This is a genomic window from Novosphingobium sp. fls2-241-R2A-195, from assembly GCF_030209485.1.
Classification (GTDB): domain Bacteria; phylum Pseudomonadota; class Alphaproteobacteria; order Sphingomonadales; family Sphingomonadaceae; genus Novosphingobium; species Novosphingobium resinovorum.
In genome coordinates this window covers 1-24673 of sequence record NZ_JARVRY010000024.1, presented here as the reverse complement: position 1 = coordinate 24673, position 24673 = coordinate 1, and the positions used below count along the sequence as shown (strand labels likewise).

The 24673-nt window shown below is 63.7% G+C and carries 17 protein-coding genes and 1 pseudogene; 11 read left to right on the top strand and 7 right to left on the bottom strand.

Going from position 1 to position 24673, the window contains the following annotated elements; genetic code table 11:
- Positions 1-181: 181 nt before the first annotated feature.
- From QRN25_RS17935 to QRN25_RS17895, 9 genes are all read left to right on the top strand, one after another.
- Positions 182-1621, top strand: a complete 1440-nt coding sequence (locus QRN25_RS17935) for an NAD-dependent succinate-semialdehyde dehydrogenase (RefSeq protein ID WP_285020554.1) — start codon at positions 182-184, stop codon at positions 1619-1621.
- 28 nt (positions 1622-1649) lie between these two features.
- Positions 1650-2156, top strand: coding sequence for a DNA-deoxyinosine glycosylase (locus QRN25_RS17930; protein ID WP_285020553.1), 507 nt, complete (start codon positions 1650-1652; stop codon positions 2154-2156).
- A gap of 279 nt (positions 2157-2435) precedes the next feature.
- Positions 2436-3932, top strand: coding sequence for a carboxylesterase/lipase family protein (locus tag QRN25_RS17925; protein ID WP_350224261.1), 1497 nt, complete (start codon positions 2436-2438; stop codon positions 3930-3932).
- A gap of 12 nt (positions 3933-3944) precedes the next feature.
- Positions 3945-4706 (top strand): SDR family NAD(P)-dependent oxidoreductase, encoded by a 762-nt coding sequence (locus tag QRN25_RS17920; protein WP_285020551.1) that lies wholly within the window; start codon positions 3945-3947, stop codon positions 4704-4706.
- 234 nt (positions 4707-4940) lie between these two features.
- Entirely contained in the window at positions 4941-7097 is a 2157-nt protein-coding gene (locus QRN25_RS17915) for a TonB-dependent receptor (protein WP_285020549.1), read from the top strand.
- An 8-nt stretch (positions 7098-7105) separates the two neighbouring features.
- Entirely contained in the window at positions 7106-8515 is a 1410-nt protein-coding gene (locus QRN25_RS17910; protein ID WP_285020548.1) for an FAD-binding oxidoreductase, read from the top strand.
- 3 nt (positions 8516-8518) lie between these two features.
- Positions 8519-9820 (top strand): MFS transporter, encoded by a 1302-nt coding sequence (locus QRN25_RS17905; RefSeq protein WP_285020547.1) that lies wholly within the window; start codon positions 8519-8521, stop codon positions 9818-9820.
- 68 nt (positions 9821-9888) lie between these two features.
- The gene (locus tag QRN25_RS17900; RefSeq protein ID WP_285020546.1) at positions 9889-10668 is read left to right on the top strand and encodes a helix-turn-helix domain-containing protein; all 780 of its coding nucleotides are present in this window, start codon (positions 9889-9891) and stop codon (positions 10666-10668) included.
- A gap of 32 nt (positions 10669-10700) precedes the next feature.
- The gene (locus QRN25_RS17895; protein WP_285020544.1) at positions 10701-11366 is read left to right on the top strand and encodes a FadR/GntR family transcriptional regulator; all 666 of its coding nucleotides are present in this window, start codon (positions 10701-10703) and stop codon (positions 11364-11366) included.
- Positions 11367-11594: 228 nt separating this feature from the next.
- Here the strand turns inward: QRN25_RS17895 and QRN25_RS17890 are convergent.
- The 7 genes and pseudogenes from QRN25_RS17890 to QRN25_RS17860 form a co-directional block, all read right to left on the bottom strand.
- A pseudogene (locus tag QRN25_RS17890) lies at positions 11595-12356 on the bottom strand (IS5 family transposase).
- Between the two features lie 956 nt (positions 12357-13312).
- On the bottom strand, positions 13313-14458 hold the full coding sequence (locus tag QRN25_RS17885; protein WP_285020542.1) for a hybrid sensor histidine kinase/response regulator: 1146 nt from the start codon (positions 14456-14458) through the stop codon (positions 13313-13315).
- A complete protein-coding gene (locus QRN25_RS17880) occupies positions 14455-15051 on the bottom strand; it encodes a chemotaxis protein CheB (protein WP_285020541.1) in 597 nt (198 codons plus the stop codon). Before QRN25_RS17880 ends, QRN25_RS17885 begins: the two co-directional genes overlap by 4 nt.
- Positions 15048-15875: a CheR family methyltransferase gene (locus QRN25_RS17875; RefSeq protein ID WP_285020758.1), complete on the bottom strand. Its 828-nt coding sequence runs from the start codon at positions 15873-15875 to the stop codon at positions 15048-15050. The genes QRN25_RS17880 and QRN25_RS17875 overlap by 4 nt, the downstream gene beginning before the upstream one ends.
- Positions 15876-15891: 16 nt before the next feature.
- On the bottom strand, positions 15892-19233 hold the full coding sequence (locus tag QRN25_RS17870) for a response regulator (protein WP_285020757.1): 3342 nt from the start codon (positions 19231-19233) through the stop codon (positions 15892-15894).
- A gap of 401 nt (positions 19234-19634) precedes the next feature.
- On the bottom strand, positions 19635-20246 hold the full coding sequence (locus tag QRN25_RS17865; RefSeq protein WP_285020540.1) for a class GN sortase: 612 nt from the start codon (positions 20244-20246) through the stop codon (positions 19635-19637).
- The gene (locus tag QRN25_RS17860) at positions 20243-22393 is read right to left on the bottom strand and encodes a marine proteobacterial sortase target protein (RefSeq protein ID WP_285020539.1); all 2151 of its coding nucleotides are present in this window, start codon (positions 22391-22393) and stop codon (positions 20243-20245) included. Before QRN25_RS17860 ends, QRN25_RS17865 begins: the two co-directional genes overlap by 4 nt.
- Before the next feature lie 156 nt (positions 22394-22549).
- Here QRN25_RS17860 and QRN25_RS17855 point away from each other — a divergent pair, with 156 nt between their 5' ends.
- Both QRN25_RS17855 and QRN25_RS17850 read left to right on the top strand, forming a co-directional pair.
- Positions 22550-23326 carry a helix-turn-helix domain-containing protein gene (locus tag QRN25_RS17855; RefSeq protein WP_285020538.1) on the top strand — a complete coding sequence of 259 codons (777 nt, stop codon included), beginning with the start codon at positions 22550-22552 and terminating at the stop codon, positions 23324-23326.
- Positions 23327-23833: 507 nt separating this feature from the next.
- Complete coding sequence (locus QRN25_RS17850) at positions 23834-24448, top strand: class I SAM-dependent methyltransferase (RefSeq protein WP_285020537.1); 615 nt, start codon at positions 23834-23836, stop codon at positions 24446-24448.
- Positions 24449-24673: the final 225 nt, after the last annotated feature.

Genomic DNA, 24673 nt, shown 5'->3' with positions numbered 1-24673 from the left:
AGCGTGATACGTCCTCGATCGACATATTGGCCGGGCCCGCCTTCCTGGGTGCTTTAGGGGCGGAAAGCTGACTGCCAGCGGTTGCGGATCGCCGACCCTGCCACAATATGCGCGGTGCCCCGCCATCTCGGTGCCGTCCGTCCGGACGCGCCGCCGGCATGGCGCAACGGAGACGCATTGCATGGCTTATCTGGATACCCGCCTGTTCATCAACGGCACCTGGCGGGACGCTGCCGACGGTCGATCCCTGGCAGTCCTTAATCCCGCCAATGGTCAAGAGATCGGCCGCGTCGCCCATGCGAGCCGGGGCGATCTCGATGCAGCGCTGGCCGCCGCGCAGCGCGGCTTCGAAGTCTGGCGCGATTTCACGCCCGCCGCGCGCAGCAAGATCATGCGGCAGGCGGCCCAGTTCATGCGCGAGCGTGCCGACACCATCGCCCGCTTGCTCACGCAGGAACAAGGCAAGCCGCTGATCGAGGCAAAGGGCGAGGCGATGGCCGCCGCCGACATCATCGACTGGTTCGCGGAGGAGGGTTTCCGCGTCTATGGCCGCGTGGTGCCACATCGCAGCAATCCCTCCGTCCGCCAGACGGTGGTAAAGGATCCGGTCGGTCCCGTCGCCGCCTTCACGCCGTGGAATTTCCCGATCAACCAGGTCGTCCGAAAGATTGCGGCAGGCCTCGCCGCGGGCTGCTCCCTGATCGTGAAGGCACCTGAGGAAACGCCAGCCAGTCCGGCCGAACTGATCCGCGCCTTCCAGGATGCGGGGCTTCCCGAAGGCGTGCTGAACCTCGTGTTCGGCGATCCGGCGGAGATTTCGGAGTACCTGATCGCAAGCCCGATCATCCGCAAGATCACCTTCACCGGCTCGACACCGGTTGGCAAGCTGCTCGCAGGTCTGGCTGGCAGGCACATGAAGCGGGTTTCGATGGAACTGGGCGGCCATGCGCCGGTCATCATCTGCGAAGACGCCGACATCGCGCTTGCCGTGAAGACAGTCGGCGCGGCCAAGTTCCGCAATGCCGGACAGGTGTGCATCTCGCCCACACGCTTCCTGGTGCACAACAGCGTCAAGGACCGCTTCGCGCAGAGCCTTGCCGAACTCGCCAAGGGTATCGCGGTCGGTGACGGACTGGCCGAGGGCACGCAGATGGGCCCGCTCGCCAACGAGCGTCGCCTGACCGCCATGGCCGAGTTCCAGGAAGACGCGGTGGCGCGCGGCGCAGCGCTGCTGGCGGGCGGCGGACGCATCGGCGAGACTGGCAACTTCTGGGCGCCGACGGTACTCTCCGACGTGCCGCTCGATGCCCGGCTGTTCAACGACGAGCCCTTCGGCCCGGTCGCGGGTGTGCGTGGGTTCGACAAGCTGGAGGAAGCAATCGCCGAAGCCAACCGCTTGTCGTTCGGACTTGCGGGCTATGCCTTCACGGGCAGCCTTGCCAACGTCGATCTGCTCACCCGCCGCGTGGAAGTGGGCATGCTATGGGTCAACACCGGCGCGGCAGCGTCGGCCGAGCTGCCGTTCGGCGGCATCAAGGACTCCGGATATGGCACCGAAGGCGGGCCCGAGGCGATGGACAATTACCTCAACACCCGCAGCGTCGTGGTCGCCAACGGCTGAGCAGGCAGGGGCCGAAGAAATCCGGTCGATGACAGACGACATCCCGAAGCGCGCTTTCGCGCCGGTTGTCGACAGGCGTACCCGCGTGCTGATACTCGGCAGTCTCCCCGGTGACCGGTCGCTTGGTGCCGGGGAGTACTATGCCCATCCAAGCAATGCGTTCTGGTGGCTGATGGGCGAGGTGCTTGGCGATCCCGGCTTGTTGGGGGCGCCTTATTCGATGCAGCTGTCACGGCTGCTCGATCGCGGCATTGGCCTGTGGGACGTCATTGGCAGCGGTCGGCGGACGGGAAGCCTGGATAGCGCAATTCGGGATGCGAGCCCCCGTGACGTGCCCGGGTTCGCAGCGAGTTTGCCGCAGTTGCAGGCGATCGCGTTCAATGGCGGGCTGGCGGCACGGCATGGCCGCCGGCAGGTCGGCTATCCCGCCAGTCTCCAGTTCATCGACCTGCCATCATCCAGTGCGGCGCACGCGGGCATTCCGCGCACCGGGAAGCTCGCTGCATGGCGCGAGATCTATAATTTCCTTGGCTAGTTCGGGTTTGAGCGTTTGACGGCCCTGCGATTCTCAAGCTTACATTTTACGCAAATACGCTATCGATTTATCGAAGTTTGAGCCCCGCATGGAGCGGCTGTGCGCGACTTCGCGTGCAACTGGATGCTCGACAATTCAGCGCGAAAACCTCTGCGGGCAAAGATTCATTGCGGTCAATGGAATGATCCGATCGGCATAGCCGAACGCGGCTGCACACGGGGACGCGGCAATGTACGTTCGATTCCCTTCAAACGATCGAGCCTTTCGCGGAGAAGCACCTTGGAATTGGAAGTCGAGATTGCCTCAGGCAGACTTCTGGGACGGATAGCCGGTGAGGTCGCCGCATTCCTGAGCGTGCCTTACGCCGCTCCGCCCGTCGGCCCACTTCGCTTTGCGCCGCCACGCAAGGCGGAACCTTGGGAGCGCCCGCGTAAAGCGCTTGAGCAGGGCGCAAACGCGCCGCAGCGAGTGAAGGCAATGCCTGGGCTCGACGTCAAGGCGCTTATCGGAAACGGCTGGCAGCCCGGTGACGACTACCTCACACTGAACGTATGGGCCCCGGCCGACCTGCGCCCCGGCCTGCCCGTGATTGTGTTCATCCACGGCGGCGGCTTCATCCTCGGCAGCAAGGACGCGCCGGTGCAGGACGGCAGCGCCTTCGCGCGGGACGGCGTGGTATGCATCGCCATCAATTATCGCATGGGTGTCGACGGCTTCCTTCCGATCCCGGGCGTCCCAACCAACCTCGGCCTGCGCGACATGATCGCCGCGCTCGAATGGGTGCGAGACAATGCTGCCGCGTTCGGCGGGGATCCGGCCAATGTCACCGTGTTCGGCGAATCCGCCGGGGCCATGGCGATCGCCGATCTCGTCACCTCGCCGCTCGCCAAGGGACTGTTCCGCCGCGCGATCGTACAGAGCGGGCATGGCCGCATGACCCGCGACATCGGCGTCGCCCAGCGGCTGGTGCGCAAGCTGGCGAAGCTGCTGAAGATTACGCCCGACGAAGCCGGTTTCCGCAGCGTGGAGCCGAGCGAGCGCCTGCTCGATGCGGTCGAGACGGTCAGCCTGCCCAAGACCCGGCTCGATCTGCGCGATGCCGAAGGGCACGAGCCGGTGTTCGGCATCAGCCGCTTCGTTCCCGTGCATGGCGACGACGTGCTGCCACTGAAGCCGCTCGATGCGTTGCAGGCGGGCGCGGGGGCGGAGGTCGATCTGCTGATCGGCACCAATGCGCAGGAGATGAACCTCTACTTCATCCCTACCGGTGTGCGCGAGACGATCGGGCGACTGCTGGCGACCTACGTGTTCCACCGCGTCCATCCGCGCGCGCGCAGGCTGCTCAAGGCTTACGGCATGGGGCGCAAGGGGGTGAAGCCCGGCCATGCCTTCACCGATGCGGCGCACGACCTCGTGTTCCGCTGGCCCGCCCGCCGCTTCGCCGAGGAGCATCGCGGCCGCACGCATATGTACGAATTCGAGTGGGGATCGCCCTTGTTCGCCAAGCCCGGCTCGGGTGGCCTCGGCGCGGCGCATGCGATGGAACTGCCTTTCGTGTTCGACACGCTGGCCGCCGCCACCGGCCCTGAAGGGCTGTGCGGCGAGGCGCCGCCGCAGGAACTGGCCGATCGGGTCCACCGCATCTGGGTCGATTTCGCGCGCGACGGCACCCTGCCTTGGCCCGAATTCACCCGCGAGCAGCGCCACGTCTACCAGTTGGCGCGCGGCGAGGCGATCGAGGAGGCCCCCTTCCCGATCGCGCCCTTCCTTCCCTGACGGAGCACCCCCATGTATCTTGAACGACTGAAGCTGGATGGCCGCCGCGCGCTCGTCACCGGCGGGGCCAGCGGCATCGGCCTGGCGTGCGTGGAAGCGCTTGCGGAAATGGGGGCGCAGGTCGTCATCGCCGATCTTTCCGAAGCGGCGATCGCCACCGCCCGCGCGGCGATGGCGGATAAGGGCCATTCCTGCGAGGGCGCGGTGATGGACGTTACCGATTCCGCTCGTGTAACCGCAGTGGCCGACCGGCTCGGTGCCATCGACATCCTCGTCAACAACGCTGGCATCGCCCGCAGCGAAACCGCCGCCGAGACGGTGGCAGACGAGCACTGGCTGAACGTCATCGACGTCAACCTCAACGGCACTTTCTGGTGCGCGCGCGCCTTCGGGCGGCACATGCTGGAGGCGGGGCGCGGCAGCATCGTCAACGTGGGATCGATGAGCGGCTTCATCGTCAACCGGCCGCAGGGGCAAAGCTACTACAACGTTTCGAAGGCGGCGGTGCACCAGCTGACGCGCAGCCTTGCTGCCGAGTGGGCTGACCGGGGCGTGCGGGTGAATGCAGTCGCGCCCACCTATATCCGCACCCCGCTTAACGAATTCGCGGACAAGCAGGGCGAAATGTACCGCCGCTGGATCGATTCCACCCCGATGGCGCGACTGGGCGAGCCGGAGGAAGTGGCCTCGGTCGTGGCCTTCCTCGCCTCCGATGCGGCGAGCCTGATGACCGGCAGCATCGTGCTGGCCGATGGTGGCTATACCTGCTGGTAATCCCATTCGTCATTGCGAGCGCAGCGGAGCGATCCAGGGCAGTCTCAGGCCGCTTTGGATTGCTTCGCTGCGCTCGCAATGACGTCGGATGATGATCCGATCGGTCAATTCAACGCGCCGAACGGCATATCCGAATCCCCTCGCTTAACCTTTCAGATAGGTTAGACCTGTCATATAGGTTGCAACGCCGACTCCCCGGGCACGTACCCGAGAGAGCGGCGTCGGGAGAGAACTATGAAATCACGGATCTGCCTGCTCGCCGGTGTTTCGTTCCTGGCCGCAGTTACCGCTTCCGGCCCGGCGATGGCGCAAAGTGCCTCGCCTGCCGCCCCGTCTGCCAATGCCGAAACTGCGCCCGAAATCGTCGTCACCGCCCGCAAGCGCACGGAGACGCTGCTTGATGTTCCCGTCGCCGTCACCGCCGTCAGCGGCGATGCACTGGCCAGACGCAACATCAATTCGGTGCGTGAGGCCGCCGTGCTGACGCCGGGCCTCAACATCAGCAGCGACGGGGCGGGCCGTGCCTTCGTATCGATCCGCGGCGTCGGCGTGACGCTGGTGCAGTCTGTCCAGCCGGGTGTCGGCCTGTTCGTGGACGGCATCTACCGCCCCAACACCGCCTATCTCAACAACCCGCTGCTCGACGTGGAGCGCATCGAAGTGCTGCGCGGGCCGCAGGGCACCCTCTACGGCAAGAACACGCTGGGCGGCGCCATCAACGTCATCACCCGCCAGCCCGGCAACGACTTCGAGGCGCGTGGTCAGGCCAGCTATGCCGGGCCGGACAATGCCTGGCTGGTGTCCGGCTCGGTCTCGGCCCCGATCGTCACCGACAAGCTGGCGATCCGTGTCGGCGCCTCGCACCGCCAGCAGGACGGCTTCATCAACAACACCAATATCGGCGGCAAGGCGAACAAGCTGAACACCGATTCGGTCAGCACCACCATCCGCGCCACCCCCACCGACGACCTGACCATCGTGGTCAACGGCTACTACGACTGGGTGAAGGGCGCCAACGTCCCCTATGCCCGCGTCACCGGCCCGACCGACTATTCGCGCGACAACCAGTTCGACAGCCTCGGCACCACCACGTACAAGTACCGCGGCATCAACGCCCGCATCGAAAGCCCGATCGAGGCGCTGAACACCAAGGTCTCGCTGCTCGCCGCCTACGATCTGCGCAACACCAGCGCGCCCGACACCGATGGCGATTTCGGCCCGAGCGACCCTGCCCTGCCGATCCCCGCCGTGCGGCAGGGCGGCACCGATGCACTGCGCACCAAGACCGTGGAACTGCGCTTCGACACCGAATTGAGCGACCAGTTCTCCACGCTATTTGGTCTGTTCTACAGCCGCGAGACGACCCGCTCCGACCAGCTGACCAACATCGCCATCCCGCTGATCGGCCTCAGCCTCAACAACCGCGCGCAGAATTCGACCAAGGCCGATACCTACGCCGCCTTCGGCACCGCGTTCTGGAAGCCGAACCCGGAGTGGGAAGTCGCGCTCGGCCTGCGCTACGATCACGAGGACCGCTCCGCGACCGGCCGCGTCAACGGCGCCGCGCCCACCAGCGTCGGCCTGAAGTCCAACCAGGTCGAGCCCCGCCTTTCGATCACCCGCCACTGGAACAAGGAGTTCATGACCTACGCCTCGGTCGCGCGCGGCTATCGCGGCGGCGGCTTCAACGCGGTGACGGCGCCGGTGCGCGTCTACAAGGGCGACTCCGCCTGGACTTACGAAGTGGGCGCCAAGTACGCGTCGGCCGATCGCAGCTTCACCCTTGCGGGCGACGTGTTCTATTCCGATTACAAGAACTACATCGGCCTCAACTCGATCGCCCCGGCTTCGACCGGCGGGCTCGTCACCGTCGATCTCAACTCGGGCGACGTCGAAAGCTACGGAGCCGAAGTGGAGGCCACTTTCAAGCCGGTGCCGGAATGGACCCTCTCGGCCGGCGCCACCTACATGCATGCGCGCCTGACCGACAGCTCGCCTTACACCGCCGTCACCGGCCGCACCCTGGCGACCGACCGTCTGACCTTCCAGCCCGACTGGATGTTCAACCTGTCGAGCGATTACGTCGTGCCGGTCGGTGAAAACAGCCTCACCTTCAGCGCCAGCGTCAACGGCAAGGGCAGCCGCTCGGCCGCCAGCCTCAACCAGACGACGCCGACGATCCTCAAGAGCTACGTCCTCGCCAACGGCTCGATCACCTATCGCATGGGCAATGTCGAACTCGCGGTGTTCGGCAACAACCTGTTCAACAAGAAGTACTTCGACAGCTACATCGAGAAGACGACGCTGGCGCTTGCCGGGCTGCCCGCGTCCGACCTCGGCATCATCGGCGACCTGCGCCGCTACGGCGTGCGCGCCAGCTTCCGTTTCTGAGGGACATCATGTCAGCCCACTACACCCCGCAGCCGCGCAAGCCCCTGCCCGAAGGTTTCCTGACGGCGCTGCGCAGCCTGTTCGGCGATCGCCTGCAGATGGGCGAGGCGATCCGCCTGCAACACGGCAGCAGCGAGGCGCACTTCACGCCGAGCCTGCCCGATGCGGTGGTCTTCCCCCTCTCGACCGAGGAAGTGGTCTCGCTGGTCAAGCTGTGCGGCGCGGCGAAGGTGCCCGTCATTCCCTTCGGCGCGGGCACCTCGATCGAGGGCAACACCATCCCCGTGCGCGGCGGGGTGACGGTGGACCTCAGCCGGATGGACGCGATCCTCGAAGTCCATGCCGAGGACTTCGACTGCACGGTGCAGGCCGGGGTGCGGCGCGAACAGCTCAACGAGCACTTGCGCGACATGGGCTTGTTCTTCCCGATCGATCCGGGCGCCAACGCCACCATCGGCGGCATGGCGGCCACCCGCGCCTCGGGTACCAACGCGGTGCGCTACGGCACCATGCGCGAGGCGATCCTGTCGTTGCGAGTGGTGACGCCCGACGGCAAGGACATCCGCACCAGCCGCCGCGCCCGCAAGTCGGCGGCCGGGTACGATCTCACCCGCCTGATGATCGGCAGCGAGGGAACGCTGGGCATCATCACCGAAGTGACCTTGCGCCTCCACGGCATCCCGGAAGCGATCTCGTCCGCCGTCTGCAGCTTCGAGACGCTGGAAGGCGCGGTCGATACGGTGGTGCAGGCGATCCAGATCGGCGTACCGCTGGCGCGGGTGGAAATTCTCGACGACACGCAGATGCGCGCCGTCAACCGCTGGTCCAAGCTCGACTATCCCGAGTTGACGACGCTCTTCTTCGAGTTCCACGGGTCGCAAACTTATGTGGAGGAGCAGGTTCGAACGGTGGAGGAGATCGCCGGAATGAACGGCGGCGGGCAGTTCCGCTGGTCGAACCTGCCCGAAGAACGCTCGAAACTGTGGAAGGCCCGGCACGAGGCCTACTACGCCGCCGTCAACCTGCGCCCCGGCGCGGTCGGCTGGGCGACGGACGTCTGCGTGCCGATCAGCCGCCTTGCGCAGTGCATCACCGAAACGAAACAGGATCTTGAAACCTCCAGCGTGCCCAGCACGATCCTCGGCCATGTCGGCGACGGCAACTTCCACGTCGTCTTCTCGGTCGATCCCACCGTGCCCGAGGAAATGGTCGAGGTGGAAGCGATCAACGAACGCCTCGTGCGCCGGGCGCTGGCGATGGACGGCACCTGCACCGGGGAACACGGCATCGGCCTTGGGAAGCAGGATTGGCTGGTCGAGGAGCTGGGTGACGCGGTACGCCTGATGCGCCTCATCAAGCAGGCGATCGACCCGCACGACCTGTTCAATCCGGGCAAGATCTTCGCGAAGGAGGGCTGATCGGTGGCAAGCATCGCCCTACCCGCCGCTCCCACTTTCTCCAGCCGCCTGGTCCCGCTGCTGATCCTGGCTATCGCGATGGCCGCGGGCTTCACGATGATGGGCTCGTTCAGCATGGTGCAGGAAGGCGCCAAGGCGGAAATGGGCCTCAGCGATACTGCGCTGGGCGTCGTGCAGGGCGTGTCGGCGGCGGTGCCGCTGGTGCTGTTCTCGATTCCCATCGGCATCCTCGTCGATCGCCGCAACCGGGTGCGCCTGCTGATCGCACTGAGCCTGATCTGGACCGCTGGGACGCTGCTGACCGCCTTGGCGCACAGCATTCCCGTGCTGTTCGCCGCGCGCATGCTGGCTGGTATCGGCACCACCGGCGCGCTGACCGCCGCGCTCTCGCTGACCGCAGACTGGTGCGGCCCCGCCCAGCGCGGCCGGGCGATGCTGGTCGTCACCCTGGGCAAATGTCTGGGTCAGGCTGGCGCCTTCGCGCTGGCAGGCTGGCTGCTCGGCCTGCTGATTCACGCATCGATGCCCGGTCTTTCCAGCCTGGCACCGTGGCGCAGCACGCATGTCCTGCTGGCCGCGATCAGCCTGACGCTTACCCTGCCGCTGCTGACCTTGCGCGAACCCGAACGGCAGGAGGTGGTGGCCAGCACGCATGCGCCCTTGCGCGTCGTTGCGGGTGAACTGTGGGCCCGCCGCGCGTTCCTGATACCGCTGTTCGTGGGGCAGGTCGGCGTGGTGATGGCCGATGCCGCCGCCGCGATCTGGGCCTCGCCCGTCCTTTCGCGCAGCCACGGCCTTGCCCCGCAGGACTTTGCCGGGTGGATGGGCGCGCTGATCTTCGCGACCGGCGTGGCAGGCTCGATCCTCGGCGGCATCGCGGCCGACTTCGGTCACAAGAGCGCGCGGCGCGGCGGCCTTCTGACCGGCGCAGTCGTGGCGGCGGCGATCGGCGTGCCCGCCGCGCTGTTTCCCGTCGCGCCCGCCGTCCCGCTCTTCGCGCTGGCGATCGGCATGCTGATGCTGTGCGGGACGATCACCGGGCTCATCACCTCGGTGGCATTGACAGTATTGATCCCCAACGAGCTGCGCGGCCTGTGCATCGGCGCGTTCATCGCGCTTGCCGGCCTTGTCGGCTTCGGTGTCGCCCCTTCGCTGGTCACGGCGGTCAGCGGCCTGCTCGGCGGCGAGGCGCATCTCGGCCAGGGACTGGCCCTCGTCGGGGTGGGCGTCAGCGTGATCTCGGCGCTCGCCTTCGCGCAGGCCAGGCGCCACGCCCCACTGTCAGCGGCGCGCAGACCTATCTGATAGCTATTGTCGGCAGCTATCAGATAGGTTAAACTCTCTCCCGAAGAACAAAACGAGAGGCTGCCCGCATGCAAGGCCAGATGGCTGCGATCGAGGTTTCACCCGAGATGCTCACACTCGTAGGCCCCGGCAAGGTCGGCCGGATCGGCCCGCCACCGCGCGCGGTCGGGTTCGTCATGACGTTCGGCACGAAGGACAAACCCGCCAGCCTGCGCTACGTTTCCAGACCCAGTGTCCGCCTGCTCGACAGCGAGGTCGAAGCCCGCCTGATCCTGCTGGTCTCGCGCAATGCGTGCGAGCGGATCGCTGGCGGTCTCCTGCGTTTTGCCGAGAATGCTCTGTTCCACGTCCCCGCCCCACTGCGTACGATCGCGCTGGCGATCCGCGACTGCGACCTGCCGCAAGCGGCGGCCACGCCCTATCGACTGGCCAAGAGCATCGAACTGCTGTGCGACCTGCTGCGCGCGCACGGCGCCGATGCGCTGGTGCCGATGAGCGCGGATGGCGCGCTGTCTCCCGAAGACACCCAGCGCCTGCTGGCAGCGCGGCGGGTGATCGACGAGCGCTGGGCCGAGAAGCTGACGCTGGACATGATCGCCCGCGCATCGGGCCTCAATCGCGGCAAGCTGACGCGGGGCTTTCGCGAGATGTTCGACTGCACCGTGGCCGACGCGATTTCCGGGCACCGCCTTGGCGAAGCGCGGCAGATGCTGCTGGCGACCGACCTCCCGGTATCCTCGATCGGCTATCGCTGCGGCTATCTCAACAATGCCAGCTTCACCCGCGCCTTCGTGCGGCACTTCGGCGAAGTCCCCACCCGGTTCCGCGCGCGGAGCCTCGCGGCATGAGCACGCGCCCTGTCGAAAGCGGCGGCTCGCTGGTGGAGCACGCGGTGCAGGCAGTGCGCAGCCATATCCGCGATCACAACCTGAAAGTGGGTGACAGCCTGCCCGGCGAAGGCCATTTCGCCGCGGCGCTGGGCGTCAGTCGCGCGGTCATGCGCGAAGCGTTCGGCGCCTTGGCGGCGCTGCGACTGCTCGACGTCGGCAATGGCCGCCGGGCGCGGGTAGGCGCGATCGACGGATCGGTGATCGGCGCCTCGCTGGACCACGCGGTGACCACGTCACAGATCAGCGTGGCCGAAGTTTGGGATGTCCGGCGCACGCTCGAAGTCCGCATAGCCGCCCTTGCGGCAGAGCGCCGCAGCGACGAACAGGCCAGGCAAATCCTGGCTCTTGCGGATGCTATGGTCCGGGATCAGGCAGACATGGCGCTGATGACCGCGCATGACACGCAATTCCATCAGGTCCTCGCGGCATCGACCGGAAACATGCTCTTTGCCCAGATCGTCCGTTCCTTTGCGCCGCAAATGGAAATTGCCGTTCCGCGCGCATGGGAAACCCGCCATGCGCAGGCCGAGAAGATGGCGATCCTCTCGCTGCACCGGCGCATTGCGGAGGCCATTGTCAATAAGCAGGCTTCAGAAGCGATTGCAGCCATGGAAGCCCATTTCGATGCCTCGATCGGCGATAACCTGGCCTGGTAACTTTACAGGAACCTATATTCCAACGTCGTCAAACGAATTTCTCAGTAACAACTGCGACGAAGCAAACTCGCCAGCGAATGGGCAAGACTGCCAAACCGCATTCTTGCGCTTCCCTGATAGCAGGCGGCACAACTCACCGTACGATCGAAAGTAGCCGATCAGCAGCAAGAGGACGCCAAACCGATCATCAGCAGCTTTATCGAAACGAATAGGCCTTACCGTCAGGGCTCATTGATTGAGCCAGAAGATGACGGGTGCAGCGATGCAGATGGCGGACATGAAGGTGTGGGCACAGCGTTCGTATCGAGTATGAATGCGCCGCCAATCCTTAAGCGTGCGGAACATGTTCTCGATCCTGTGTCGCTGGCGATAGAGCACGGCATCGCGCGGGATCGGTGCCTTCCGGTTTCTCTTTGACGGGATGCAGGCGGTGATGCCGCGCTCCGCGAGCGCCTTGCGAAACCATTCGGCATCGTAGCCTCGATCCCCGAGCAGTGCATTGGCTTTGGGCAGGGCGTCGAGCATCAGGGCAGCGCCTTCATAGTCGCTCATCTGCCCTTCGCTCAGCAGCATGACCAGCGGTCTTCCCTGACCGTCGCAGACGGCATGGATCTCCGAGTTTCAGACCGCCTTTGGTGCGTCCGATACGTCGGGGAACAGCCCCTTTTTGAGCAGGCAGGCTACGCTACGATGCGCCTTGAGATGGGTCGCGTCGATCATCGACTGGTCGGGCTTGCCGCCTTTGGCCGAAAGAGCCGCGAAGATCTTGTTGAATACGCTAAGCCTGCTCCACCGGATGAAGCGGTTATAGATCGTCTTGGGAGGTCCATAATCAGCGGGCACATCGCGCCATCCCGGGCTATTCCTGATCACGAAGATAATACCACTGATGATCCGACGATCATCGACCCGTGGCACGCTGTGCGACAGCGGGAAATACGGCTCGATCCGGCGCTTCTGCGCCTCCGACAGCCAGAGCAGATCACTCATGGCGACGTCTCTCACGCAATCATTGAACCAACCTATCCCATCCTCGCAACCAATTTAATAGGTCCCAGAACCTAGATCACCTCAAGCGCGGCGAAGTGGGGATTGGGTGGGTGGATCGAACGGATGCGCGGTAGGCAGCGGAGCACTCGGGCACATCGCGACTTCAAACCTGGCCGCGTTATTGAAGGTCAATTCGATGTCAGGGCTTTTCGGCACTCGCTTTGTAAAGCTGCTTTATTTCGTCACGCCTTCAGACGTCGTAGCTCGCGTATGTAATAGTACGCTACTTCTAAAACCACCTCAAACTCTAGTTTTGCGCGCCGCGCCGATCCTGCACGTGAAAATCCGACCCTATTCGTGGTCATAATACTTCCTCACTCGTCGGACTCTTCCACCGGAAGAGGTACATTGTGGCGGCTACGATAGCGGCGCTGTGCCCCAACTGCGCTCCATTCACCGAGGCAGTCGATTTTTCCTGGATCGTACTTCGGCGAAAAGGGTTCCTGCCACGGCATCAGTCCGCAGCAGCCTTTTTGACGGCAACGTGATCGGATCTCGGCGGCTCTGCGAGCCGGGCACTCGTAGCCACGATCGCGACAGCAATTGCAAAGATGATAATTGTCGTCCTTGCCCAACCCTGCTGAGAAACCCTTCAAAAATTCGCCTGTTCGACTCCACCGGGCGCAAGTCAGTGCAGCTTTAATTGACGGCGGCATTACGCTTGCTGCAGCACATCAACTGTCCCAGCTGCTTCTTGATTGACGACGTCCAGGCAGCCCTTTTTTTGAGCTGCAGACGCAGATGCTTGATGTTTGTGAATTGCCCGCTCCGCGCGAGATCGAACGGTACGCTCAAAGGGCGTGTCGCTAGAAATCCATTTCCAACCCCTGATCATCGAACCGAACATGCAGACCTTTGGCATCTGGCTCGGAAAACACGCACCGCCTCAGTCGCGGCTATTCTCCGCCTTCGACTTGAACCAACCGAACCGTAAAGACGCTTCCTTGTCCCTGGCCTTCGCTTTCGACAGAGACGCTGCCGCCATGCAAGGTCACCAGTCGGTGCACGAGAGCAAGACCGATGCCTAGTCCCCCTTGCGCATAGGCGCGATGATCCTCCACTTGCGCGAAAGCCTCGAAAATGCGCGCCTTCATATCGGCCGGTATGCCCATGCCATTGTCTGCAACCTCAATGACTATCTCGCCGCCGATGGTGCGGGCCGATAGCTTGATGGCGCCACCAGGCGGGGTGTACTTCGCTGCGTTTCCGAGCAAATTTGCGACGATCTGGGCAACCCGGGAATAGTCGCCGTCAAACCAAACGGGTTCCTCGGGCAGCACGACGGTCAGGTGATGATTCCCAGCCTCCATGTGGTGCTGGCTGCTTTCAACTGCGAAGCTCAAGGCGTCTGCCAGCGCAATCCGTTGAATTTTCAAAATCATTTTGCCTTCGGTGATGCGGGAGACGTCGAGCAAATCTTCCACCAGTCGCGCGAGGTGGGACACCGTACGCTCCATTCTGGCATGGATGATACCCGCCTGATCCGCGGAACGCGGACGCCCAAGAAGCTCCACCGCCCCCATGAGCGCTGCGACCGGGTTGCGCAGTTCGTGAGCAAGTACGGCAAGAAACCGATCCTTCGCGCGATCGGCCTCGCGAAGCGCGGCCGCGGACGCCGCCAGTTCATCGCGCTGGGCCGCTATCTGTTGCCGTTGCCGATGAAGATCGCACAGAACGCGCACCTTGCTACGCAGAACATGCGGTTCGATCGGTTTGGAGATGAAGTCGACCGCACCTGCCTCGTAACCCTGGAAACGTCGATGCGTATCAGCTGCGCCCGCTGTCACGAAGATGATAGGAACATGGCGTGTTCGCTGCATGCCACGCATCAGTTCCGCGAGTTGGAAGCCGTTCATCTCGGGCATCTGCACATCGAGAAGCGCAACGGCAAAGTCGTGCGCGAGTAGCAACTCTAGTGCTTCTGTACCTGATCGAGCCTTGAGAACTGTTATATTTTCGTCTGTGAGCAAAGCTTCGAGCGCCGTCAGATTGGCGGGAAGGTCGTCGACCAGGAGAACAGGAACGTGATCACTCATGTTCATGCCGCTTTCCTTCCGGCCTCGAGGAGGCGATCAGCGATCTGCGACAGCGAGAGCACGTGGGCGCTGCCGCAAGCGGCCAGCGCGGCATCTGGCATCGCCCGGGCATAAGCGGTCTGGGGGTCCTGCACATAGACCTGTCCGCCCGCTTCCGCCACCGCCTTAAGGCCCCGCGCACCGTCTTCGTTGGCGCCGGTCAGCACCATTGCTATCAAGTCGGAACCATATGCTTCGGCTGCGCTCTCAAACAGGACATCAATCGATGGCCGAGAAAAGAAGACCGGTGCGTCTGTGGACAGCGACAGCGTTTGGCTTGAACCTTCGGTCCGTTCGACAAGCAGGTGGTAGTCCGGCGGAGCAAAGTAGATCGTACCCGCCGTGATCGGCTCTTTGTCCTCAGCCTCACGAACCGCAACCTGGCACTTGACATCGAAGAGCGCGGCCAGTTCGCTGCGGCGTCCCGGAGGCACGTGGACAACCACGATAATCGGCAGGGCGAAGTCGCCGGGCAGCACCGGCAGGATGTGAAGCAGTGCCTGAATCGCGCCAGCCGAGGCGCCGATCACAATGGCCGCAGAGGCAGAGGCAACTCTCATGCTTTTCGCCGCTGGTAGATTTTCTCTTCGCGAACGAAATCTGCAAAATCGGCCGAGTGGGCTGAAAATCGCAAGGATTCCTTCGAGCCCAGCCCGAGGAACCCGTTGCGGGTCAGCGAGTCGCGGAACAAGCCAACAGCGCGATCCTGTAGCGCTCGGTCGAAGTAGATCATCACGTTGCGGCAGGAAATCAGGTGCATTTCGGAGAAGACCGCGTCGGTAACCAAGCTGTGGTCCGAGAACACCACCCGCTCGCGCAGGGACTTATCGAACACTGCCCCTCCGTATCCGGTCGTGTAATAGTCGGAGAGCGACGATCGCCCTCCTGAAAGCCGGTGGTTTTCGGTGAAAGCCTTGATCCGCTCGAGCGGATAGATGCCGCGCTCGGCGGCTTCCAGCGCTTCGGAATTGATATCGGTTGCGTAGAACAATGTGCGCTTCTCCAGCCCCTCCTCGCGGAACAGGATGGTAAGCGAGTGCAGTTCCTCGCCTGCGCTGCAGCCCGCGATCCATACCTTGAGCGAGGGATAAGTGCGCAAGTGTGGCACGACCTTCTCGCGCAGCGCCTTGAAATAGCTGGGATCGCGAAAGAAATCGCTGACCTGCACAGTCAGGAAGCGCAGAACTTGCGCGGCCAGGGCAGGATCGTGGAGTAGCTTGTCCTGCAACGCTGAGAAGGTGGCAAACCCCATGCGCTCGCGTGCCTGCCGCAGGCGCCGCCTGATGGACGCCTGAGCGTAATTACGAAAATCGTAGTGGTAGCGGCGATAGATGGCCTCCAGCAGGAGGCGGATTTCGATATCCTCTATTTTATCCGCGTCCATCAGCATGACCTCATGCTCACCGCGGCATCCATACGCGCACCAGGCTGAGCAGCTTGTCGACTTCCAGCGGCTTTGCCATGTAGTCGTTGGCGCCGGCCTCGATGCACCGTTCCTGGTCGTCCGGCATCGCCTTGGCGGTCAAGGCGATGATCGGCAGCTTTGACCAGCGGGGATCCTGCCGCAACGCGCGAGTAGCGGTAAGCCCGTCCATTACCGGCATCATCACGTCCATCAGCACGAGGTCAATGCGCTTGGCAGGCTCGGATGCCGAGGCATCGAGCGCGTCGAGCGCCTCTTGGCCATTGCGGGCGATCTCCACGCTGGCGCCTTGCGGCTCGAGGATGTTGGTGAGGGAAAATACGTTGCGCACATCGTCCTCGACGACCAGAATTCGCCGCCCTTCCAGGATCGCATCACGATTACGGGCCGCGCGGATCATCGTCTGCTGCTCGGCCGGCAAGTCCGTCACGACCTGATGGAGGAACAGCGAAACCTCGTCGAGCAGCCGTTCAGGTGAGCGCGCGCCCTTGATGATGATGGAGTCGGAATAGCGCCGCAGCCGCTGCTCATCCTCGGGCGACAAATCATGTCCGGTATAGACGATCACGGGCGGGAAGGCGTACGCACCTTCCTTGCTGAGTGTTTCCAAGAGGCTGAACCCGCTGGCATCAGGCAAATTGAGGTCGAGGACCATGCAGTCGAAGGTCGTCTCGCGCAGCGCCGCAAGGCATTCGGCAGCGCTGGCGACGCCAACTGTCTCTACATCGCCGGTAGCCAGCAAACGGCTGACGGCGTCGCGCTGCACCGCATCGTCCTCGACAATCAGAACCCGCTGCACATCGGAGGAAAGCTTGGCGGCCAGCGCCTCCAGCACGCCCGCCAGTTCCTCGCGCTTCACCGGCTTGACCAGGTAGCCGATCGCCCCGAGCGCCAGAGCGGTCTGGGTATGATCACTGCCCGAAACCACGTGAACCGGAATGTGCCGCGTCTCGACGTCTTGCTTCAAGCGGTCGAGCAGGGCGAGGCCTGATTGATCGGGCAATCCCACGTCAAGCACGACCGCATGAGGCTTGAACTTGCGGGCAAGGTTCAGTGCTTCTTCGGCCGTTCCGGTGACAAGACACTGGAAGCCCATCTCGCGCGACATGTCGCGCACGATTCCCGCGAATGCCGCGTCGTCCTCCACTACAAGCAAAACCCGCTGTCCGGCGCCGAGCACCTCGCGATCGTCCTCAACCTGCCTCACGATCGGTACGGCACGCGGCTGCGGCGAACTGGGCTGGGGCGCGGCGGCTGGCACCGGCAAGGACACTTCCGCAAGCCGAGCCGGATCGAAGGTCAGCGGGATAGTCAGCGTGAAGCGGCTGCCTTCGCCAACGATACTGGTCAGGGCAATGGAGCCGCCGAGCAGCCGCGCCAGTTCGCGCGAAATCGACAGTCCGAGACCAGTACCGCCAAATTTGCGGCTGATGGTTCCGTCAGCTTGCCGGAAAGCTTCGAAGATGCCCTTCTGCTGCTCATGCGGTATGCCGATGCCGGTATCGACCACTGTGAAAGAGACCTGCCCCTGCCCGGCGAGCGCGATCTCCAGCGTGACAGACCCGCGCTCGGTGAACTTGAAGGCATTGGAGAGCAGGTTTTTGAGAATCTGCTCGAGACGCTGGCGATCCGTTTCGATTTCGCCGGGCACAGCGGGGTCTACCGTGACCGAGAAGCCAAGGCCGCGATCTGCCGCCACCGGTTCAAATACCGGGCGTAAGTCCCGCGCGAACCGCTCGACGAGCACGGCTTCCGGACGGATCTGGAGATGCCCGGCCTCAATTTTCGAAAGGTCGAGAATATCATTGATGAGCGCCAGCAGGTCGTTGCCTGCGGATTCGATGGTCCGGGCAAACTGGACCTGTTCATCGGTCAGATTCTCGCTGCGGTTATCGCCCAGCAACTTCGAGAGAATCAGCAGCGAATTGAGCGGAGTGCGCAATTCGTGGCTCATGTTTGCCAGGAAGTCACTCTTGTAGCGGCTTGCTTGTTCCAGTTCGGCCGCCTTGGCCTCGACCGTTGCGTTCGAGCGGGCGAGATCGTCGCGCTGGTTCTCAAGCAGCTGCGCCTGCTCTTCGAGCTGCGAGTTGGTCTGCTCCAGTTCTACCTGCTGCTGCTCAAGGTTGGCCTGGGATTCCTTGAGCGCGCGCCCCTGCTCCTCCAGTTCCTCGTTGGAAACCCGAAGTTCCTCGCTTTGCACCTGCAGTTCCTCGGCGTGGTGCTGAAGCTGAGATCGGTAGCGGGCCGAGCGGATCGCACTGCCCATCGAACTGGACGCTTCGGCAAGAAACGCCAGTACGTCCTCATCTATCCGCTGGAGAAAGCCAAGTTCGATCACACCCTGGACCGAACCGTCAGCGCTGGCAGGAGCAATGACCAGGTGGCGCGGCTTGTCGTTCCCAAGCGAAGAACCGATCGTCAGATAGCCGTCGGGAATGTCGCTGAGCACCACCGGCTCGCCGTCCACCGCAACCTGGCCGAGCAATCCCTGCTTGCGATTGAACCGCTCGATGATCTGGGCATCAGGCGCCACTCCGTAAGCGGCGACGCGGCGGAAATGCCCGTTCTCGGACGAGAACACGGCGCCGGCCTGCGCCCCAAGATAGCGGACGAGGAAACCGAGAATGCCATCCCCCAGCGTTTCGATCGGCTGATCACCAAGCAAGGCGGCGGCCATCTCGACCTGGCCAGTCTGTAACCACTGCCGCTTGCGATTGGCTACGGCGGAGCGGTACATCAGCAGGCCGATGATCAGGGTCAGCGCGATCCCCAGCAGGCTGGAAAGCAATCCGCTCACCCACGCCGAGCGGTACGCCTGCTCCATCTCGGCGATGCGCTCGGTGCGCAGGCGGATTTCCTCCTGCTTCATGACACCCAGCTGCGCGCGCAACTCGTCCATCTCGATCTTGCCGCGATCGCTGTTGACGATCGCCAGCGCCTGCGTCGTGCCGCCGGACTGCCGGAGTGCGATCGTTTCCTTCAGTTCAGCCAGCTTGCCGTCGATGCGAGCGCGCAGCGGCGCAACGCGGGCCTGCTGATCGGGATTGTCCCGGGTCAAGGTCGCAATCGTCGCGAAGCGGGCATCGATGTCGGACAGGGCCGCACGATAGGGAGCGAGATACCTCTCGTTTCCAGTCAGGAGATACCCCCGCTGCCCGGTTTCGGCGTCCTGCATGGAGGACGTGAGATCGTTCATCCCGACGATGACTTCGTGTGAATGAACGATCTTGCGCATATCGTCGCGCAGCACAGTCACATTCATGTAAGCGACGCTGCCGCTACCGATAAAGAAAACGACGGCCATCGCCAGGCCAAGCATTGTCCAAGGGTCCATCCCCCGGCGCGATCCATGGTCATAACGGGCCTCGATGCGGGCAGGATTGAATCTCATGTAGCGTCCACAACAAGAACCCGGGAAAGCCTTCGCTTGCGTTGATTGTGTAGCTGGAGCAAGCACTTCTTCACTTGGAAAGGGCGCGCAGATCACTTCCTGCGCCGAAAACGGTGACGCCGCCCGCAAACAGACCGCTCACAAGTGCGCTAGCAAGTGCGACTTTAAGGCCCGTCCCTCGCTCACGTTGCCAGGCGACCGTCAGCGGAGGCGTACCACAGCTTCCAGACGGACCTGCGCCTAGCAGCCGTTCCCATGGCCGATCCTTATGAGAAACTCGGCGATCAAATCTGGGTCGCGAGGTGTAAACGGTACGGGAAGGAAGGCATTTACAGAGACTCGGTATGGACAACATAGCGCCAGGGGCCGCTGCGGATCGCGTCGAAAGGATAGCAGGTCGCAAGGTCTAGCCGTTCGCCCATTGTGTCGTCCGGCGGAGCATAGCGGTCCCACCGCACGATGCTCGTACCGGTCACTCGGTAGCGCAGCAGCGTTCCCTCGCGCGTCTGAAGGGTGACAAAATCACCTGTGCGCATGTCATGCAGGAATCTGAAATGGGTGTCGCGGTGAGCGGCTATAACGGCGGTGCCGGCGTGCCCTGGCATTGCCCCGGCCGGGAGCAGCGTCGGGCCGAAAGCGAGGGCTTGGCCCGATCCTCCGCCGAGAACGATGCGCGTCACGCCCAGCCTTGCAACAGATAGACGCGCGACCGGCGCGGTATCGGCCCAGGGCCAGGGCCTGCGGGGCCGGTGGTCGACAAGACTCGCCTCGAAGGCATGGTCCAGCAGTTCTTGTGCGACCGCTGCCTTGGTGGGTATGTACAGCCCCCTGCCGATTTCGACCATTCCGCCCAGGCATAACGCCAGCAACAGGGTCGCCGCGACGCCGTGCCCGCAAAGGGCCTCTTTCGAACGGCGCGCAAGCTTGCCGGCTCGGCTCACGCCGCCCTCCGGCGCAGCAGGCAGGCGAAACCGGCAAGGCTCGCGAGCAGGAGGGCTAGACCCCGGCCGAGCAGACCGAGAAAACCGGTGCCTGTCTGGGGCAGTTCCAGCGCCGCAGCCTGCATCGCGGCGCTATCGCCCGAACCTTGTGGATCAGCGACGTCCGGAGCAGCGCCCTGGCCGAAGAGATTGTCGAAGTCCCAGCCCGCCGGAAGGTTGATCGGCAGTTCCTCACGCGTCAGACGGGCGCCGGCGGGCCGAGACGGTGTTTCGTCGACCGCGACGAGGCTGGTGCGACTGGTGATGATGGTGCTTTCCATGCCGATCCGTTCGACTTCGGCATCGGCCTGTTCGTCTTCCAGTTTGCCGAGCGCGCGGTCTGCCTCGATGTCGCTGATGCGGCTGCGGGCCCAGACTTTTTCTATGGCCGGGCTAGGCAGAGCGCTCGCCAGATCGACACGTCGCTCCCACGCCTTGCCGCCGATCGTGCCGCTCACGGTCAGGGTGCCCGAAAGGTGGTCGGTACGCCCCACCAGCACCAGCGGCCTGCCGGCATAGACGTCCGGAAGGCGCGAGGGGGTGAGCTCGAGCGAACCGCCTTCAACCCGCACGGAGAGGTCGCGCACTGCGGGATGACTGAGCACGTCTAGCAGCGGCATCATCTTGGCGGTGGCTTCCCCTGGGGCGCCGATATGCGTGTAGAGCCCCCCGCCGATCGTCGACATGCGCTCCATCAGGTAGTCGTTTGGCGCCGAACCTATACCGACCATGAAGACATGGCTGCGGCCCCCATCGGCGCCGATCGCGGCTACCATCTCGCGCTCGTTGGAGATTTCCCCGTCGGTCAGGAACACGATCTGGCGCAGGATGGATGGATCGCTGCCGCCACCGGTCGCGGCATCCGCCAGCGCCGCCTTGAGCGCGGGCAGCATCTCCGTTCCGCCCTGCGCCTCAAGCGATCCGGCGAAGCGCCGGGCGAGATCGACCTGGTCAGGCGTGGCGGCGACGCTGTGGTCGAACAGCCGAGTCATAGTATCGTCGAAGCGGATCACGTTGAAGTGGTCCTGCGGTCGCAGCGTACCCAGCGCATGGAGCAGGCTGGCCTTGGCCTCTTCCATCGAATCGCCGCCCATCGAGCCGCTGTTGTCGATCACGAACACCATCTCGCGCGGAGGTGTCGGCAGCGAGGAGGTGTCGGCGGGCGGGGTCACGGAGGCCATCACGTAATCGCCCTTGGCGGTATGCTGCGCGAACAGGCCAAGTGTCGGATCGGCGGAGGCGGAGCGCCATTCCAGAACGAAGTCCCGGTCCGCCGGGACACTGCCGTCCAGCTTGATCGTGCGATCGCCGAGTGGACCGGTGATATTGACGCGGTGGTAGCGGCTGATGAGGTTGGCGACCTCGAAACCGGGGGCGAGGCGGACCGAAATCGACGTCGGGTTGACCGTTTCTCCAAGTCCCGGAGCGAGCACCGGTGCGGCGGTGACGGCATTGGCGTCGGCGACGGCAGCCACCGTGCCCAGCGTGTGCGGCGGTGTATAACGCGGGCCGGCGACCAGCGGCAGTCGGAGCGAGAAGGTGCCGTTGGCCTGGCCTACAGGGGCCTGGTACTCGATAGCGATCAACACCGTCTCGCCCGGGCCGACGTTGGCGACCATGGTGGTGAACATGTTGGGTCGCTGCTGCTCGACGAGGCCGGCCTTGCGCCCGCTCGCTTTCGCCGCCTCGTAAGTGGCGCGGGCCTTTTCGCGGGGCTCTATGTGGCCGACGATCACGCGCTGGCCTACCACCATCCTGAGCGAATCCACCGCACCGTCCTGCGGCAGTGGATAAAGGTAGCTGGCCTCCATCCACTTGCCCGAGGTGTTGCGGAACGCCTGGACCGCGCGCACGCGGGCCGTCTGACCGGTCACGGTCACGTCGATGTCGGTGCCGAGGCGCACGGCGGGCATGCTCCGTTGGATGCCCTGGCCACGCAGCATCAGGGTGCCGGTGGCGGGCCCCTCATCGGCCGAAGCGTCGTCGGAGGCGCTCTCGTCGTCGGCGGCGGCAGCTGTGGTTGCGTCAACGGCAAGCGCAACGGGAGCGCCGAAGGCCAGCACGGCGGCGGGGATCAGGGCACGGCGGAGAGAGAGTGAATGCGGCATCGGATGGCTCCTGCGACTGGGGAGCCCACCCTCTATGCGCAGGGCGGTGCGCACAGCCACGAGCAGTTTCAGCCGGTTCCTGCCGGGCCTTCCGCATGGCGACGCAAACTAGCGGAAGGATTGACGCAATGTGCGGATATGTGCGCATATGTACGCATGGACACGACCCTAGGAGATGACCGGCCAGACGCCGAGGGCCTCTCAGTAGAAAGCGCCGAGACCGCGCGGCGCGTACGCGAGGAAATCGCCCGGCGCCGTTTGTCGCGCCAGGCGCTGGCGGACATGGCGCGCATCAGCCTGTCGACGCTGGAAAAAGCTCTTGCGGGCAAGCGGGCCTTCACGCTCGCCACACTCCTCCGAATTGAGGAAGCGCTGGGCGTCAGCCTTCGCCCCGGCTCCGCGCCGATGGCGGCGACCGGCGGTGACGTCGCGCCCGAGGCGATGGGAGCTTACGCCCGCTCGGCCGTGACTTGGCTGGAGGGATGCTATCTCACCGTCCGGCCCAGCTTCGGCACCGCAGGCGGCCTGTTCGCATACCTGACGACGATCCGCTGGGTTGCGGAGAGAGCCTGCCTCGGCTTTGCTGAATCGGGCCGTTCGGATTCCCGGTTCGAGCAGGCCGGTCAGATTTCCATGCCCAACCTCTCGGGCCACATCTATCTCGTCACCAACGAGCAGGGGCAGTACCGCCTCGCCATCCTGTCGCGCCCGACGATCGATGGCGGACTGTTCGGCATCCTGACGACCCTCGAAGTGGGCCATGGCTCGCAGCTGGTGCCGGCCGCTGCGCCCATCGCCTTGCGCAAACTGCGCGATGGGGAGGACGCACCGCTTGGCCTGATCACGCCCGACATGCTCTATTTTGCAGAATATCGGGAGATGCTGGACCGCTCGATCGAAGGCGACTTCGCCCGCCTGCACGTTCCCGGATGAGCCGGGCCATGCCGATGGGCCGCTTTCAGAAATGGATGTCTATGTAGTTTGTCAGGCCGTCGCATCATTCGAACTCGCGCAAGCGATAGTAGCGCCGCCTTTGGATGGTCGCGACCTGCCAGGTCTTGTCCTTGTCGTACACGCGGCTGCGTCGGGAGTGTGGGTGATCCCAATGCGGCCGGCGAGGGTGAAGTAGTCGGTGCCGATCTCTTTGATCGTATCGTCGAGGAGCGGGCGCTGGGCACGGCGCGGCCTCCGCTCGCGCAATTCCCATGAGCCGCCTTTGGGCACTTACTTAAGTAGTATCACGAGCATTGCACGGTCGATCCATTGCAGCGTCAGCCCATTGTTCGCGCGAAAGCGCTGTGCGGCCTTGCGATCGAGGATGCCGGTGGGGGCGGGAGAATAGTAACGCCGGGCTTTCGACAGCCCTTGCAATGCGTGCAATCGGTACCAGCAAGCAGCTTTTTAAGCACGTAGCCGCTATTCGCCTTTCAGTGTATTCCGATGAACATGCCTGAACATGCTCCGCTCACCGTGCTCGAGACGTACCAACTTCACGGCGGTGCTTGGCCCAAATTGCGTAGTGATCACTTAGCGGAACGCTCATGGCTCGATCGCTTTTGCGACCTTATACCGACTGGCGGTACTGTGCTAGATATCGGTTGTGGTTCCGGGCTGCCAGTTGCTGGCGATTTGATCGGCCGCGGCTTCAAGATCACGGGAGTAGATGGCACGCCGGCAATGCTTGAGCTGTTCCAACACAATCTACCTGGCGTTGAGGCGCATCTCATCGACATGCGGAAGCTCGCCTTCGATCGACGATTTTCAGGTCTTCTCGCATGGGATAGCCTTTTCCATCTCTCGCCTTCTGACCAACGTGGGATGTTTGCGTGCTTCCATGCGCATGCAGAATCTGGTGCGCCCCTTATGTTCACCAGTGGATCATCTGAAGGCGAAGCCATTGGCGATTTGGAAGGAGACCCACTCTATCATGGCAGCCTTGACTCTGAAGAGTATCAAAGCCTTTTGGACAAGGCTGGCTTCGTCGTCTTAGATCACGTCTTTGAAGACCCGTCTTGTGACTTTCGCACCATCTGGTTGGCCAAACGCAAAGAGTGAGGAGAACGACGACCAAGATCGTGGACGCGCTCGTCAAAAGTTTGAAAGTTGCGCACCGGTGGTCTCGACCCGACTCTTGTCGGCCGCTCAACGCCGAAATTTCGCTTACCAAGTGCGGACCGGCAGCATTTCAATCCCGCGCACGTAGAAGCGGCCGATTTCGGAATTCCGTAAGCGCGAAATTCCGCGCACCTGTTCGGTTGAGTGACGCGGTGTGAAGGATGT

Coding starts and splice junctions, on each gene's coding strand:
- QRN25_RS17935 (WP_285020554.1), top strand. CDS start 182: ATGGCTTATCTGGATACCCGCCTGTTCATCAACGGCACCTGGCGGGAC.
- QRN25_RS17930 (WP_285020553.1), top strand. CDS start 1,650: ATGACAGACGACATCCCGAAGCGCGCTTTCGCGCCGGTTGTCGACAGG.
- QRN25_RS17920 (WP_285020551.1), top strand. CDS start 3,945: ATGTATCTTGAACGACTGAAGCTGGATGGCCGCCGCGCGCTCGTCACC.
- QRN25_RS17915 (WP_285020549.1), top strand. CDS start 4,941: ATGAAATCACGGATCTGCCTGCTCGCCGGTGTTTCGTTCCTGGCCGCA.
- QRN25_RS17910 (WP_285020548.1), top strand. CDS start 7,106: ATGTCAGCCCACTACACCCCGCAGCCGCGCAAGCCCCTGCCCGAAGGT.
- QRN25_RS17900 (WP_285020546.1), top strand. CDS start 9,889: ATGCAAGGCCAGATGGCTGCGATCGAGGTTTCACCCGAGATGCTCACA.
- QRN25_RS17885 (WP_285020542.1), bottom strand. CDS start 14,458: ATGAACATGAGTGATCACGTTCCTGTTCTCCTGGTCGACGACCTTCCC.
- QRN25_RS17880 (WP_285020541.1), bottom strand. CDS start 15,051: ATGAGAGTTGCCTCTGCCTCTGCGGCCATTGTGATCGGCGCCTCGGCT.
- QRN25_RS17875 (WP_285020758.1), bottom strand. CDS start 15,875: ATGGACGCGGATAAAATAGAGGATATCGAAATCCGCCTCCTGCTGGAG.
- QRN25_RS17870 (WP_285020757.1), bottom strand. CDS start 19,233: ATGCTTGGCCTGGCGATGGCCGTCGTTTTCTTTATCGGTAGCGGCAGC.
- QRN25_RS17860 (WP_285020539.1), bottom strand. CDS start 22,393: ATGCCGCATTCACTCTCTCTCCGCCGTGCCCTGATCCCCGCCGCCGTG.
- QRN25_RS17855 (WP_285020538.1), top strand. CDS start 22,550: ATGGACACGACCCTAGGAGATGACCGGCCAGACGCCGAGGGCCTCTCA.
- QRN25_RS17850 (WP_285020537.1), top strand. CDS start 23,834: ATGAACATGCCTGAACATGCTCCGCTCACCGTGCTCGAGACGTACCAA.